The 13,842-nt window shown below is 64.5% G+C and carries 11 protein-coding genes; 6 read left to right on the forward strand and 5 right to left on the reverse strand.

Going from position 1 to position 13,842, the window contains the following annotated elements; translation table 11 throughout:
- The first annotated feature begins 208 nt into the window (after positions 1-208).
- The 6 genes from GO606_RS15045 to GO606_RS15070 all read left to right on the forward strand — a co-directional run bounded on the left by GO606_RS15045 (position 209) and on the right by GO606_RS15070 (position 6,214).
- Positions 209-1,249: an AraC family transcriptional regulator gene (locus GO606_RS15045; RefSeq protein ID WP_169118476.1), complete on the forward strand. Its 1,041-nt coding sequence runs from the start codon at positions 209-211 to the stop codon at positions 1,247-1,249.
- A gap of 78 nt (positions 1,250-1,327) precedes the next feature.
- Positions 1,328-2,164 carry an SDR family NAD(P)-dependent oxidoreductase gene (locus GO606_RS15050; protein ID WP_169118475.1) on the forward strand — a complete coding sequence of 279 codons (837 nt, stop codon included), beginning with the start codon at positions 1,328-1,330 and terminating at the stop codon, positions 2,162-2,164.
- Between the two features lie 9 nt (positions 2,165-2,173).
- A complete protein-coding gene (locus tag GO606_RS15055; RefSeq protein ID WP_169118474.1) occupies positions 2,174-2,944 on the forward strand; it encodes an SDR family NAD(P)-dependent oxidoreductase in 771 nt (256 codons plus the stop codon).
- Positions 2,945-2,954: 10 nt separating this feature from the next.
- The gene (locus GO606_RS15060; RefSeq protein WP_169118473.1) at positions 2,955-3,605 is read left to right on the forward strand and encodes a nuclear transport factor 2 family protein; all 651 of its coding nucleotides are present in this window, start codon (positions 2,955-2,957) and stop codon (positions 3,603-3,605) included.
- A gap of 13 nt (positions 3,606-3,618) precedes the next feature.
- Entirely contained in the window at positions 3,619-4,683 is a 1,065-nt protein-coding gene (locus tag GO606_RS15065; protein ID WP_169118472.1) for an alkene reductase, read from the forward strand.
- Positions 4,684-4,771: 88 nt separating this feature from the next.
- Positions 4,772-6,214, forward strand: coding sequence for an MFS transporter (locus GO606_RS15070; RefSeq protein ID WP_169118471.1), 1,443 nt, complete (start codon positions 4,772-4,774; stop codon positions 6,212-6,214).
- On the opposite strand, the gene GO606_RS15075 is transcribed toward GO606_RS15070, so the two are convergent.
- The 5 genes from GO606_RS15075 to GO606_RS15095 all read right to left on the reverse strand — a co-directional run bounded on the left by GO606_RS15075 (position 6,168) and on the right by GO606_RS15095 (position 13,841).
- Positions 6,168-7,637: an FAD-dependent oxidoreductase gene (locus GO606_RS15075; protein WP_169118470.1), complete on the reverse strand. Its 1,470-nt coding sequence runs from the start codon at positions 7,635-7,637 to the stop codon at positions 6,168-6,170. The genes GO606_RS15070 and GO606_RS15075 overlap by 47 nt on opposite strands.
- A gap of 50 nt (positions 7,638-7,687) precedes the next feature.
- Positions 7,688-8,914, reverse strand: a complete 1,227-nt coding sequence (locus GO606_RS15080) for an NADH:flavin oxidoreductase (RefSeq protein ID WP_169118469.1) — start codon at positions 8,912-8,914, stop codon at positions 7,688-7,690.
- 116 nt (positions 8,915-9,030) lie between these two features.
- Positions 9,031-10,407 (reverse strand): DUF1329 domain-containing protein, encoded by a 1,377-nt coding sequence (locus GO606_RS15085; protein WP_169118468.1) that lies wholly within the window; start codon positions 10,405-10,407, stop codon positions 9,031-9,033.
- A 28-nt stretch (positions 10,408-10,435) separates the two neighbouring features.
- Positions 10,436-12,019, reverse strand: a complete 1,584-nt coding sequence (locus tag GO606_RS15090) for a DUF1302 domain-containing protein (protein ID WP_246979621.1) — start codon at positions 12,017-12,019, stop codon at positions 10,436-10,438.
- 532 nt (positions 12,020-12,551) lie between these two features.
- Positions 12,552-13,841, reverse strand: a complete 1,290-nt coding sequence (locus GO606_RS15095) for an AcaB family transcriptional regulator (RefSeq protein ID WP_169118466.1) — start codon at positions 13,839-13,841, stop codon at positions 12,552-12,554.
- Between the last annotated feature and the right edge of the window lies 1 nt (position 13,842).

Genomic DNA, 13,842 nt, shown 5'->3' on the forward strand with positions numbered 1-13,842 from the left:
ACACGCAAACCCGCATCATTCCTTTGAATTACGGTTTCGGGGCGGGCGACAACCATGGCGAAGCACGGGTTTTAATTCGATCGGACGATGCGCCCTGTCCCTCCGTTCGGCGACGATCCTTGCACCGTAGCAACAGATCGTGATCGGTCGCGCGCTTTCACCGAGTAGCACGGGGTTCGATGCTTACGGACTACGGACGAGGACGGCAATGAAAGATCTGAAGCCGACAGGCAAACTGAATTTCTATCTTGCCCGCATGGCCAGCCGGGGCTTCGGCGCCGAGCAGGTGCTCGCCGGAACGGGACTGCGCGCCGAAAGCCTGGACGACAGCCAGTCGCGTCCCCATCCGCTGCAGTACCGCAAGATCATCCTCAACATGATCGAGCTGACGCGCGATCCCTTCCTCGGCATCACGCTGGGCGCAGAATTCAAGATCAGCGATCTCGGCATCCTCGGCTACGCGGCACTGAGCGCGTCGACGCTGAAGGAATCCCGCGAACTCTACGACCGTTACCGCGGACTCAACGAACACATCTTCGCCTCCACCAATTACATCAAACACGGACGCTGGTTCTCGGAGATCCAGGACGTCTACCGGCTCGGCGACGTGATGCGCTTCGCAGTGGAGGAATTCGTCAGCCAGACCATCGAACTCGCCGCGACGATGACGAACAAGCCCTTCCCGATCCTCGAACTGCACGTCACCTACCCGCAACCGCCCGATGTGTCGCCCTACATCCGGCGCTTCAACTGCCCGATCTACTTCAACCAGGCGCGCAACATCGTCGTGTTCGACATCAACCGCCTGCAGGACCCGATCAGCCTCGCGAACGAGGAAGTGTTCAAGCTGTGCGCGCGCCACTGCGAAATGCTCGCATCGAAACGCAACAGCGACGCGCAACTGTCCGACCTGATCCGCAACTACCTCGTCAATAACCCCGGCGAATTCCCGACGCTGGAAGAAATGGCCGGCCATCTGAACATCGGCTCGCGCACGCTGCGGCGGCGGCTCGTCAGCGAGGACCTCAGCTACCAGAAGATCCTCGACGACACGCGCAAGGATCTCGCGATCCAGTACCTGCAACACACCGCCCTGACCCCGAAGGAAATCGGTTACCTGCTCGGTTACAGCAGCGTCAGCAATTTCCGCCGCGCCTTCAAGGGCTGGACCAACCACACGCTTTCGGACGTCCGCCTGGGCGCGCATGAACCCGGTGCGCCGGCCACATCGCTGCACGCACGCTTGTAGTCCCATCGGACGATGGCATGCGCGGGCCGGGCCCCTACGCTCGACGGGTAGAAACCAAATCTTCAAAGGAGAGACAGCATGAGATTTGCGGGAAAAGTGGTCGTCGTCACCGGCGCCGGTCAAGGCATGGGGCGCGCGATCGCGCAGCGTTTCGTGCAGGAAGGCGCCACGGTTGTCGCGGCGGACATTAACGAAGCCGCTGCACGCGAGACGCTCGAACTCGCAGGTCGCAGCGACGACACGAAGGCCGGCATCGCCCGCACCTGCAACATCGCCGACAGCGGCGCGGTGAAGGCCCTGTTCGAGGAAGTCGACGGGCTCTATCGCCGTGTCGACGTGCTGGTGAATAACGCCGGCATCGGCAGCGCGAAGAACGACGGCTTCGACAAGCTGCTCGCGCGCATGGGCGAACGCGGCGCGCAGATGGCCCGCGGCGAGACGCCGACCGTGTTCCCCGACCTGATTTGCGACATGGCCGACGAAGGCTGGCACGGCGTGATGAAGGTGAACCTCGACGGCACCTTCTTCTGCACCCGCGAAGCGGTCCGCATGATGATCAAGCACGGCATCAAGGGCTCGATCATCAACATTTCCAGCACTGCCGCAATCTCGGGTGAAGGTGCGCTGCATTACGCCGCGTCGAAGGCCGCACTGGTCGGCATGACGCGCAGCCTCGCCCGCGAGATCGCTCCGCGCGGCATCCGCGTCAACAACGTCATGCCCGGGCCGGTCAATACCCCGATCATGCAGAACGTATCGCAGGACTGGATCAATTCGATGGTTGCCGGCATTCCGCTCGGCCGCATGGCGGAGCCTTCCGACATCGCCGGCGTGGTCGCCTTCCTCGCTTCGGACGACGCGGCAATGGTCACCGGTTCGGATGTCGTCGCCAACGGCGGCTCGTACTTCAAGTAAGGGGGCGACATGTCAGGAAAACTGCACGGAAAAGTGGCTTTCATCACCGGTGGCGGCTCGGGCATCGGCGCCGCGACCGCCCAACGGTTCGCTGCGGAAGGCGCGACGGTGGTGATCTGCGGGCGCCGCCGCGAACCGCTCGATGAAGTCGTCGCCGCGATCGTCGCGAAGGACGGCAAGGCCGAAGCGGTGGTCGTCGACGTCGGCAACGAGGCGCAGTTCATCGCCGCGCTCGAAGACGCGGCGAAGCGCCACGGCGGCCTCGACATCCTCGTTAACAATGCGATGGCCTACACCTGGGGCGCGATCGAAGGCACCTCGACCGAAGACTGGCGCGCGAACTTCACGACCTCGGTCGATGGCACGTTCTGGGGTACGCGCACCGCGATGAAGCTGATGAAGGGTCGCGGCGGTGCGATCGTCAATCTGTCGTCGATCTGCGGCACGCTCGGCACGCCGTGGATGGCCGGCTACTCGGCGGCGAAAGCAGCGATCATCAACTTCTCGCGTGCCGCCGCGGCCGAAGGCGCCGCTGACGGCATCCGCGTAAACGTCGTGATCCCGGCCGTCGTCGAAACCCCTGCAACCGCCGGCATGCTTGCCGACGAGAAATCGCGCCGCACGACCGAAAAGCTGATCCCGATGGGACGCGTCGGCCAGCCGGACGAACTCGCCGCGGCGATCCTGTTCCTCGCCGGCCCCGATGCGTCCTACATCACCGGCGTCGCACTGCCCGTCGATGGCGGCCGCTCTGCGGTACTCGTCACCGCGCTTGAATAAGGCCTGCCCGATGAGCATACCGACACCGACGCTCGAAGAGCGCCTCGACCGGCTCGAATCGATCGAGGAAATCCGCCAGCTGGTGGCGAAATACTCGCTGTCGCTTGACATGCGCGACATGGATGCGCACGTCAACCTGTTCGCGCCCGACATCCGCGTCGGTCGCGAGCGCGTCGGTCGCGAGCGCGTCGGTCGCGCGCACTTCAAGGCGTGGCAGGACGACACGCTGCGCGACCAGTTCACCGGCACCTCGCACCACCTCGGCCAGCACCTCATCGAGTTCATCGATCGCGACCACGCTACCGGCGTTGTCTACTCGAAGAACGAGCATGAATGCGGCGCCGAGTGGGTGATCATGCAGATGCTGTACTGGGACGACTACGAGCGCATCGACGGGCGCTGGCATTTTCGCCGCCGCCTGCCGTGCTACTGGTACGCGACCGACCTCAACAAGCCGCCGATCGGCGACATGAAGATGCGCTGGCCGGGGCGCCAGCCCTACGAAGGCACTTTCCACGACCTGTTCCCGTCGTGGAAGGAGTTCTGGGCCAACCGTCCCGACAAGGACTCGCTGCCCGAAGTGGCGCCGCCGGCGCCGCTGGAGAAGTTCCTCGAAACCATGCGGCGCGGCACTCCCGCGCCGAAGATCCGTGTCCGCTGAACGAGGAGCGACGATGAAAGACCTTTTTGACCCGGTCACGCTCGGTGACCTGAAGCTCGCCAACCGTATCGTCATGGCACCGATGACGCGCAGCCGCGCCGGTGACGGCGACGTGCCGACCGAGCTGATGGTCGAGTACTACCGCCAGCGCGCCAGCGCCGGCTTGATCGTCGCCGAAGGCACGCAGCCCAGCGCCAATGGCAAGGGTTACTGCCGCACCCCGGGCATCCACAGCGCGGAACAGATCGCCGGCTGGCGCAAGGTCACCGATGCGGTGCATCGCGAAGGCGGCTGCATCACGCTGCAGATCATGCACGTCGGGCGCATCGCGAGCCAACTCAACAAGGCCCCCGGTACCGAAACCGTCGCACCGTCGGCGATCCAGGCGGCCGGCAGGATCTTCACCGACGCCGCCGGCATGGTGCCGCACGACGTGCCGCGCGCGCTCCGCACCGACGAGATTCCCGGCATCCTCAGGGAATACTGGCGGGCCACGGAGAACGCGCTCGCCGCCGGCTTCGACGGCGTCGAACTGCACTGCACCAGCGGCTACCTGCCGATGCAGTTCCTCGCCGCCAACACCAACCGGCGCGACGATGCCTACGGCGGCTCCCCGACAAAGCGGCTGCGCTTCGTCGTCGAAGCGCTCGAAGCGATGGTCGCCGCGGGCGGGGCCGGTCGAGTTGGCCTGCGCATCTGCCCCGCGAACCCGTTCAACGACGTCCAGGACGATGACCCGGTGACGACCTACACCGGGCTGCTGCAGGCAATCGACCCCCTGGGAATTGCCTATCTGCACGTGATGCGTTCGCCGCTACGCGAACTCGACGCGCTGGCGCTGGCGAAGCGCAATTTCCGCGGTCCGATCATCGCCAACGACAGCTTCAAGCTCGCCAGCGCGCAACGCGTGGTCGCTGAAGGCCTTGGTGACGCCGTGTCGTTCGGACGCTACTTTATCGGCAACCCCGATCTCGTCAGTCGCTTCCGCGAAGGCGCGCCGCTCGCGGAGTTCGACCAGAACACGCTGTACACACCCGGTCCGCGCGGCTACACGGATTACCCCGCGTTCGCCGCCTGAACGGCGCGCCGATACGGCCGCCCCTCGGGGGCGCCGCACTCCCTGCCGCATTCCCTTTTCCGCATTCCATACATTGCCGGGAGACTCCATGGACTCACGTACGGCGTGGAAGATTTATCTCGCCCTGCTGTTCGGCACTTTCGTCACGATCGAAGCCGCAGCCTTCCAGGCCCCGGCGTTGCCGAGCCTGACGAAGCATTTTGGCATCCCGATCAATCTCGCGGCGCTGATCCTGCTGATGTATTCGCTCGGGGTCACGGTGTTCGCGCCAATCATGGGCCGCCTCGGCGACCAGATCGGGCGCAAGCGCGTGCTCCTCGTCGGCCTGCTCGGCTTCGCGCTGTCGGAAATCGCTGCCGCAAGCGCCGCGAACTTCCCCATCTTCCTCGCCGCGCGTTTCCTGCAGGGGCTCAGCGTCGCCTGCATCCTGCCGGGCGTGTTCGCCTACATCGGCCACCTGTTTCCCGAACAGCGGCGCGGCATGGCACTCGGCATCTTCGCGATGACGATGACGCTCGGCGCGGCCAGCGGCGGTCTGCTCGGGGGTCTGCTGATCGACCGTTTCGGCTGGCCCAGCGTCTACTGGATCAGCGGCGCGCTCGCCTTCGTCGGCATCCTGCCGGTGATGATGCTGGTGCCCGATCTGCGCAGCACCCAGTCCCCGGCCCGCTTCGACCTGAAAGGCGCGCTGTGCCTGTTCGCGACGATCGGCGCGCTGCTGTCGCTACCGACCTGGGTCGGCAACTTCGGCGCCAGCTCGCCCTACACCGCCGTCATCGCCGCGACCGGCATCCTCGGCCTCGCGATGCTGTGGCGCACCGGTCAGCGTGCCGCCGCGCCGGTCGTGGACATCGCCATCCTGCGCCACCGCGCGTTCGCGCTCCCCAGTGCAATCTACTGGCTGCACCTGGTGTCCTTCAGCGGCATTGTTTATGCGCTGGCCTTCTTCATCAACGGCCGACCCGGCGGCAGCGCCTCGCAGTTCGGCTTCGTCGCGCTGTTCCTGTACGGCAGCAGCATGCTCAGCGCCCCGCTCGCCGGCCGCCTGATCGACCGCCTCGCACCGCGCACGGTAACGATTTTCTCGCTCACCGGCACCCTGCTCGGGCTCGCGCTGCTGCTCGGCATCCGCGTTGACACCCCGCTCTGGTTCATCGTCGCGACCGTCTGCCTGCTCGGACTGATGATGGGCAGCAACTCGCCGGCGGTGATGAAGCTCGCGATCGGGGCCGTGCCGTGCGACAAGATGGGTGCCGGCACCGGACTGTTCAGCATGCTGCGCGACCTCGGCGCGCCGACCGGATCATCCCTGTCGCTTGCTGTGTTCAGCACCTCGCTGGCCATCCACACCCGGCAGGGGAACCCCGACGCGCTGGCCGCCGCGCTGTCGAATGTCGGCTACCTGCTCGGCGGCCTGATCAGCGTCGCGCTGCTGCTGAGCCTGCGCCTCGAAAGGGGGCCGGCCCGCAGCAGCGCCGAATCCGTCAGCGCCCCGCCGCGCGACGCCCTGCCATCCGACCAAAGAACGTAGAGTCGCCGAGGGACATGCCGGAACTGTAACCCTCACCCCAGCGCGGCAGGCCGCAGGCGCAACGGCCCGCCGCATACAGCCCCGGAATGACCTCGCCATCGGCATTCAGCACTTCGCCCTCGGTCCGGGTCGCGAGTCCGCCCAGCGTGAAGGCATGCGACGGCAGATCGCCCTTGCAGTAACTTAACGCGGCAAACGGCGGCTTGGTTAGCGGGCGCAGCCAGTCGGCCGATTTGTGGAAATACGGATCGCGCCCTTCCAGGGCCAGGCGATTGAACTCCTCGACCGTATGCACCAGCGCCCCTTCGGGCATCCCCAATTCCTGTTCCACCTCGTCCCAGCTCTCGCCGACGGCTGCGATTGTCATGTCGCGGTGGATCATCGGGCGTCCGAAGATGCCCTCGTCGACCAGCAGCCAGGCATGCCCGCCGGGCTGGCGCAGCACGTAATGGGCGATGCGGCCGTGGTAGGCATCCTCGTTGATGAAACGGCTGCCGGATTGGTTGACGAAAATCCCCTTCACCAGCGATTCGGGCGGGAAATACGGCACGGTCGCAAAGAACTGGTCCATGTGGATCGCCGCCCCGCCGACGCTGATGCCCATGCGGATGCCCGAACCGTCGTCGTTGCCGGCCGACACCTGGGTGTCGCAGGTGAGCGCGCCCGGCGCGTAGCGCGCGACCATGTCGCGGTTGGCGATGAAGCCACCGGCCGCGAGCACCACGCCGCGCCGGGCGCGCACGTAGCGTGGCTCGCCGTCGATGCGCACGACCAGGCCAACGACCTCGTTGCCCTTGCCGACGATCAGCGTCAGCGCCCGGCTGCTGTAATGCACCGCCGCCCCGAGCGCCTCGGCCCGCCCGCACAGCTTCTCCATCAGCACCTTCCCCGCACTCCAGCCGTCGTGCTGTGCGGTGTGGCCGCGCGGCGCGGGCTTCGCCGCGGCGGAAAACGGCCATGCCTGCTCGGAGCCGGACCACACCAGCGTGTCGTCGGTCAGCGGTTCCAGCCACTTGCCCGGCAGATAGCTGCCCTTGTACGGCACCCCCTGCTCCTGCAGCCAGCGGAAATGCGCCTCCGCATTCTCGGCATAGACGCGCACCCGCGCCTCGTCGGCACCGGGTCCGCCGGCCATCATCAGGTACTTGAACAGATCCTCGGTCGAATCCTCGAAGCCCGCGGCACGCTGCGCCGAGGTACCGCCGCTGCCGCCCACGTAGACTTCACCGCCCGACAGCGCGGCACTGCCGCCGGCCGCCGCGGCGACCTCGAAAATCGTCACCTCCGCGCCCGCCCGTCGCGCCTCGATCGCGGCGCAGCTGCCTGCCGCGCCGAAGCCGACGATCACGACATCGGTCTCGCTATCCCAGTGAGGCACGTCCTCGACGCGGCACGGCCGCGACGGCGAAAACTGTTTCTGCATAGTGGAACTCCTGTTGGGGTGATTGCGGACCGGTGTTGCACGGCAGGAATTCAGCCGGCCGCCCGGACTTTGTTGGGTTGTGGGTCATTCGGCGGATTCATCACGCACCAGGTGCCCGCCGGGTGATAAATATAGGGCACGCAGCGGTTGCAGCTGGTACAACCGGACTGCGTCGCGCTGCCGTCGCGGAACTTGTTGACCAGCGCCGGATCGTGGATCAGCGCGCGCGCCATGACGACCGCCTCGAAGCCTTCGCGCACCGCCGCCTCGGCGTTCGCGAGCGACTTCGCACCACCGAGGTAGCCGAGCGGCACCGTCACCGCCGCGCGGATGCGGCGCGAATACTCCAGGAAATACATCTCGCGGAACGTGACCTTCGGCGCATTGAGCTGCGACAGCTTCAGCATCAGGTTCGTGACCCAGCTCCCGGCGAGCACCTTCTTCATCTCGTCCAGGTTGTGGTTGCTGCCGAACATGAACCACCCGGACTCGACGTTGCGCCCGCCCGACAACACCAGCAGGTCGGCGCCCGCCGCCTGCAGCGCGCGGGCCGTGACGATCGCGTCCTCGACGGTCGCGCCGCCCTTGACGCCATCGGCAACATTGATCTTCGCAAGCACTGCCATGTCCTTGCCGACCGCAGCCTTGACTCGCGCAAGCAGCGCTGCAGGAAAACGCACGCGGTTCTCGGCGCTGCCGCCGAACGCGTCGCGCCGCCGGTTCGACAGCGGTGAAATGAACTGGTTGAGCAGATAGCCGTGGCCCATGTGGAGCTCGACCGCATCGAAGCCGGCCTGCCGGCACAGTCGCGCGGCGTCGACGAATTGCTGCGTGACGAGCTCCATGTCGGCCGCCGTCATCGCGCGCTGGAACACATTCCCACGCAGCATCCCGGCCTTGTTGAAGCCGGAGGAAGCGCTCATCGTCGGCCCGTCGACCTTGACCGAAGTAACGAAAGACCCGCCGTGCGTGATCTGGTAGCAGACCGCCGCACCTTCCGCATGGACGGCGTCGGCCAGCGCCTTCAGGTCCGGCAGGATCTGCGGCCGCAGCCAGACCTGGTTCGGCAGCGTGCGGCCGACTTCGCTGACCGCGCCATAGGCCACGATCGTCATACCGATGCCGCCAGCGGCCATGTCGCGGTGATGTTTCACGAGCGCCTTGCTCGGCGCCCCATCGACGACCATGCCTTCGTTGGCACCGGAACGGATAAAACGGTTGCGGAGCCGAAGCGGCCCCAGCGTCAGTGGATCGAATGGAGATGCCGCAACTATCATGGGCTGATCCTTATCGTCGCTGCGGCAGGCAGCCTGCCGCAAAAATAACGCAGCGCCGCCCGCGGGTGGAACCGGGGTGCTTCATTCCCGATGCCGCCCGCGGAGGGTTTGCGGCATCAAAGACCCATACGCCGCGCGGCTTCCGGCCCGAACATCTGCGGCGTCACCTTGCCCTCGTTGAGCTTGTAGGCAGACGGTTGCTCGTTGATCAGGTTGAACGCGAGATAGCTGCCGGCATTGAGGTCATGGTAGAAGCCCGCGCCCGCCTGCAAGCTCTCCATCTCGTACGCGTAGAAGTGATTCACCATCGACGTGCGCCACAGCCCGCCGCGCGCGTCATAGTTGTCCGCCATGATCGCGAACAGCGAGTCCTCGTCGATGAAGAAGACGCGCTTGCCATACAGGTGGCGGAAGCCCTCCTTCAGCTTGCCCTCGAGCACCCACACGCGGTGCAGCTCGTAGCGCATAAAGTCGGGATTCGCGTGGCCCGGCTTGACGAGATCCGCGTACTTAACATTGGGCGAATGAACGCGGTAGGTGTTGTACGGGATGTACACCTCCTGCTTGCCGACGATGCTCCAGTTGTAGCGCTCGGGCGAACCGTTAAACACGCGCACCTCGTCGACGGTGATCGAGCCGCCGGTGCCGGGGAAGGACATGTCGTAGCCGTAGCCCGGCGACTGCCGTACGCGCCGCGTGCCCGGGTCGAAACGCCAGCTCTGGCGCGGATTCTGCGCGTAGTTGAAAAACTCGAAGCCGGTGTTGATCTCGCCCTTGTCACGCTCGGGCAGCAGCGTCTCGTTCAGGTAATACGTCGACTGCCCTTCGGTCTTGCGCCGTACGCCCGGTTCGCACGCCGCGCACATGTTGCGCGACCTCACGCGCCCCCAGTTGATCGCGCCGTCGGCAAGCACATACGCGTTGTCCGACACGAGCTCCTCGGTGAACGCGCGGTACGGCATGATCGCGTTCCACAGCAGCTCGAGCCCGTTCTTCGGGAACGGGAATAACGGGCCGCCAGTGACGCCCGTCACGCCCTCGCCGTTGTCGACGAGCTCGGCGCTCGCGGCGTTCTCCTTCGCGGCTTGGCACACGGAGTCCGGCAAACGGAAGTCGCGGTGCGACGGATAGACCGGCATGCGGAAGGTCTGCGGATACTTCTTGAACAGCGCTTTCTGGCCGTCGGTCAGGCGCGCGGCGTACTGCTCCATGTTCGCCGCCGTGATCACGAACAGCGGCTTCTCGTCCGGATACGCATCGACCGGATGGTTGCCGGTCCCTTTGAACGCCACGTGGGGCGGCGCGCCCAGCCACTTGCCGCTGTATTCGGGAATGCTTCCGTCCTTGTTACCGGCCTTCTCGGCGCCGACACAGGTCAGATCCTTGCCCAAACGGGCGACTTCATCGGCGGCGCCCTTGGCATGCGCGACCACGGGGAACATCTGGATTCCGGCCGCCACGGAGAGCAGCAGCCCGCAAAATTTCATCTTCATGAGAATTCCTCTTTGAGGGGGAACAGAATCAGAACGTGTGCTTGACGTTGAGCGAGACGTAATCCCGATCCGTCAGCGTCCGGCCGTTCTTGATATCCGGCGAGCCCAGGAAAGCGACGTAGGTCAGGCCGACCGTGAAATTACCGAGACGCTTGAAATCCGCGCCGAGCGTAAGGCGCCGGTCATCCTTGCCCATGCCCGACATCGAACTGCCATCGACGTTCTGGGTCCAGATGGCCTTCGTTGCCAGATCCCAGCCGTCGAAGACGTTCGGATAGTCGAACAGCGCGCCGATACCGAGCAGCGTCGAGCCCTTCGTCTGAGTGTCATACGTGAAGTCGTCGAAGGTGCCGTTCTGTCCGGGCAGGCCGCCGGTTATCGTCAGCTTGTCGACACCTTCGATCCGCTGATGCACGACTTCACCCATCAGCGTGGTCTGATGCGCGAGCTTCGACGGTCCGAGGATGTACAGGAAATTCAGGTTGCCTTGGGTCAATTGGCCGCGCGTCGGCGCGCCGTTATCGAGATAAACCGGTGCGCCGTCGCGATAACTCAGATCGGCACCGATCTGCACCGCGTCACCGATCTTCGTACTCAAAGTGAGTCCGGTCAGTTCGACGTCGTCGAAATAGGCGAGCTTGTAATACGGCGCGCTGCCGGGCGACGCCTTGCGACCGAAACGCCTGAACGACGAATACTGCGTCGTGCCCGTAAAGTCGAAAAAGATTGCGCCGACTCGTTCGTGATAACGGTAATGGTAAAGGCCGAATTCCGTCGTGTCGCTCAGCTGAAAGCGCGCGCCCAAGCCCCATTGCCCCTCATCCTTCGGCTTGATCTCGCCGGCGAAGTTGGCGACGCGGAACGTGTGATCGGGCAGCGAACTGATCACCCCCGGTGCCAGCCTGAAAAACTGAGCCCCCGGGCCGAAGTAGTCGCTGCCGAAATAGTCGCCGACCGGGTTGAGCTCGGTCTTCTCCCACTTGTATTGGTAATAGCCGGCCAGCGTCAGCCAGGGATTCAGCGTCAGCGACGTGGACAACTGCCCGACCGGCAGATAGCCCTCCTTCGCCTCGGTGCCCGGAACGTTGAATTTCGTCGCATCCAGCGGCGACTGCCCCTGACTGATATTCGGCCAGAACAGGCTCTCACCCCAAGCCAGCACATGGCGCCCCGCTTTGACCGAAAGGTATTTTTCGTCGCTCAGCGCCCAGTTCCCGTATGCGAACGCATCGAGGATGCGCGAGTTGTTACCACTGAGCTTGCGGGTCCGGCTGGTGAATTCGTCGTGCCGACCGATCTTGTTCACCGTGTCAGGGGAATTGTTGTCGTTGCTCGACCGGTAGGCCCAGTCGTAAAAAGTGCTGGCGCGCAGCAAGGCGCCGACGTTGTCATGTTTGAAACGCACTTCACCCAATGCATTGGCACGATTGGTAATCAACGCCCCGCGCTTGAAATTTCTGGTGCCGTCGTCATTGTTCAGATCATCCAGGAATTCCCGCGCAGCCTTTTCCGTCCGCGACGATGCGGTATACGAAAGCGTCAGCGAATAATCGAGCGTCGTATCGGGGCCGAGATTGACCGTGGGTGCCGCAGCAGCCGACGCCGCGATCATTGCCAGCACCAATGGCGACAGGCCAAGGGCACCTGGAAGGTCCTTTCGACTCCCGGGAACTCCAAGCTTCATTTTTCCAGACATTTTTTCCCCATCACGTTGAATCGGCCAACACCCTTACAGGACCGCCCTCCGCTCCGGCACGAGGCCGCTTGGACAAGCAGTCAGAAGGCATCGAGTGTGGTCGGCGCCGGCTGTCAGGCGGTGATACAGAAACCCGGGCCACATGGCGCAACCCTGGGATACCGCCGCCTACCCTCCCTGGAAACTTCCGGCATTCGTTTTTTTAGATCGTTGATAATCTTTCCGGGAATCCGCGGACGATTAAGGAACGCGATTCCGGCCGTGATTGCCATTGTTCGAACAATGGCTGGCGATCTCCTCAGAAGGCTAGTGGGTGCATGCTTGCACTTTCGCTTTTGAGTCGCATCACTAAAATGAACTACATGACGAGCCGTTGCAGCGCAGCAAAGGGACTCTATGGTGGATTGTGCGGTTAGCGGTCAAGACGCGTTCGACACGACACCAAAGGTCAAAAACGGTAGTGTCCTGAAGTGTGTGATTCCGCGAGCTCGCGCTTGGGCTTGTACTCGACCCCCGCGACCCGGCCGAGGCACAGCGTGACGTCGTCGGCAGTGACCTGGAAGCCAGGCACCTTGTCGGAAGCGCCGTCGGGCAAGTACAGGAACTGCTTGAGGACACCTTCGACCTGTACCCGCGCGCCCCGACGCAGCAAGCGTGCAGCGTCCTCGCCGCGCTGACCCCAGAGCGACACGCTCATCCAGAAGCCACCGACCTGCTGGTACTCGTCATTGGCCTGGTCGTAGGCGTAGTCGTCGAAAAACACGCGCATCTCGGCAACCACCTCGTCCGCGCCGTTGACTGCGACGTGCTTGAGAATGGGCGTATCGGCGAGATTTCCCTTCCCGCGAAATACATTCGGCATGATGCTCTCCTTGGACGTCAGGGATACACGGCAGCGGGTGACGCCGGCACCACCACGCTCCGACTCAATGGCCGCGATGTCTGCGGCTACGCGCTCGAGCATGGCCTTCTCGGTATCCGAAATCGAGATGCGGCGCTGAGAGTGGCGTGAGATCTGGTGGCCTGCGTAGATGCCGGCTGGCACAGCACCGAAAATACCGGTGACGGCTGCGGCGCGCTTCTGCGCATTGGCGTCCGCGCCGGGCAGGAAGTCGGCGCGGCTGAGGGCCAACAGATCCGGCAAGGCCTTGCGCCCGAGAGTCTTGACTACCCGGACGTAGTAGTCGAATTCCACGATCAGCTCGGCGATGACATAGCCGTAAGGGCTGCGGAAGCCGAGCTCCAGAACCTTCGGCTCGCGCGACTTGAGGATGCCGAAACTGAGTCCCTTGTCAGCGCGCTTCTTGAGCTCAGCGCTGAACAGCTGTGCCTGGCGGTCGAGCGCGCGCCTGAGCTCCGGGATGCGGTGATCGGCGCGAAGGAGCGCCCAGTCCGCGTATGGGTTGTTGTTACGTGTGAGCGCCCACAGCGCTTTCAGGCTCGAGGCCACCCGCTTGCCGCCGGGAATCGCGTCGTTGTAGTGCCCGGCCGGGTCGCGTCGGCGGCCCATGAACATCCGAAAGCCCTCTTTGGTATGCAGCGTCATGGTGTCGACGCCGTCGTCGACCAGCGAGCCGAGATCGCGCAGCTGGGTCGCGACCGCGGGTTCGACCGTGGCGTCAGCCCCCGCCGTGACTCGGTACTCCGCCTTGAATGCTGCCATCAGGCCGGGATTAAACTGAAGTTCCTCCCCCGCAACCCCGCACTTTCCCTGTAACGACACGGGCTTCAGCGTCATG

Source organism: Aromatoleum anaerobium (assembly GCF_012910705.2).
GTDB lineage: Bacteria > Pseudomonadota > Gammaproteobacteria > Burkholderiales > Rhodocyclaceae > Aromatoleum > Aromatoleum anaerobium.

Bases quoted from the DNA above. Each gene is read 5' to 3' on its own strand.
- GO606_RS15045 (WP_169118476.1), top strand. From the start codon at position 209: ATGAAAGATCTGAAGCCGACAGGCAAACTGAATTTCTATCTTGCCCGC.
- GO606_RS15050 (WP_169118475.1), top strand. From the start codon at position 1,328: ATGAGATTTGCGGGAAAAGTGGTCGTCGTCACCGGCGCCGGTCAAGGC.
- GO606_RS15055 (WP_169118474.1), top strand. From the start codon at position 2,174: ATGTCAGGAAAACTGCACGGAAAAGTGGCTTTCATCACCGGTGGCGGC.
- GO606_RS15060 (WP_169118473.1), top strand. From the start codon at position 2,955: ATGAGCATACCGACACCGACGCTCGAAGAGCGCCTCGACCGGCTCGAA.
- GO606_RS15065 (WP_169118472.1), top strand. From the start codon at position 3,619: ATGAAAGACCTTTTTGACCCGGTCACGCTCGGTGACCTGAAGCTCGCC.
- GO606_RS15070 (WP_169118471.1), top strand. From the start codon at position 4,772: ATGGACTCACGTACGGCGTGGAAGATTTATCTCGCCCTGCTGTTCGGC.
- GO606_RS15075 (WP_169118470.1), bottom strand. From the start codon at position 7,637: ATGCAGAAACAGTTTTCGCCGTCGCGGCCGTGCCGCGTCGAGGACGTG.
- GO606_RS15080 (WP_169118469.1), bottom strand. From the start codon at position 8,914: ATGATAGTTGCGGCATCTCCATTCGATCCACTGACGCTGGGGCCGCTT.
- GO606_RS15085 (WP_169118468.1), bottom strand. From the start codon at position 10,407: ATGAAGATGAAATTTTGCGGGCTGCTGCTCTCCGTGGCGGCCGGAATC.
- GO606_RS15090 (WP_246979621.1), bottom strand. From the start codon at position 12,019: ATGATCGCGGCGTCGGCTGCTGCGGCACCCACGGTCAATCTCGGCCCC.
- GO606_RS15095 (WP_169118466.1), bottom strand. From the start codon at position 13,841: ATGACGCTGAAGCCCGTGTCGTTACAGGGAAAGTGCGGGGTTGCGGGG.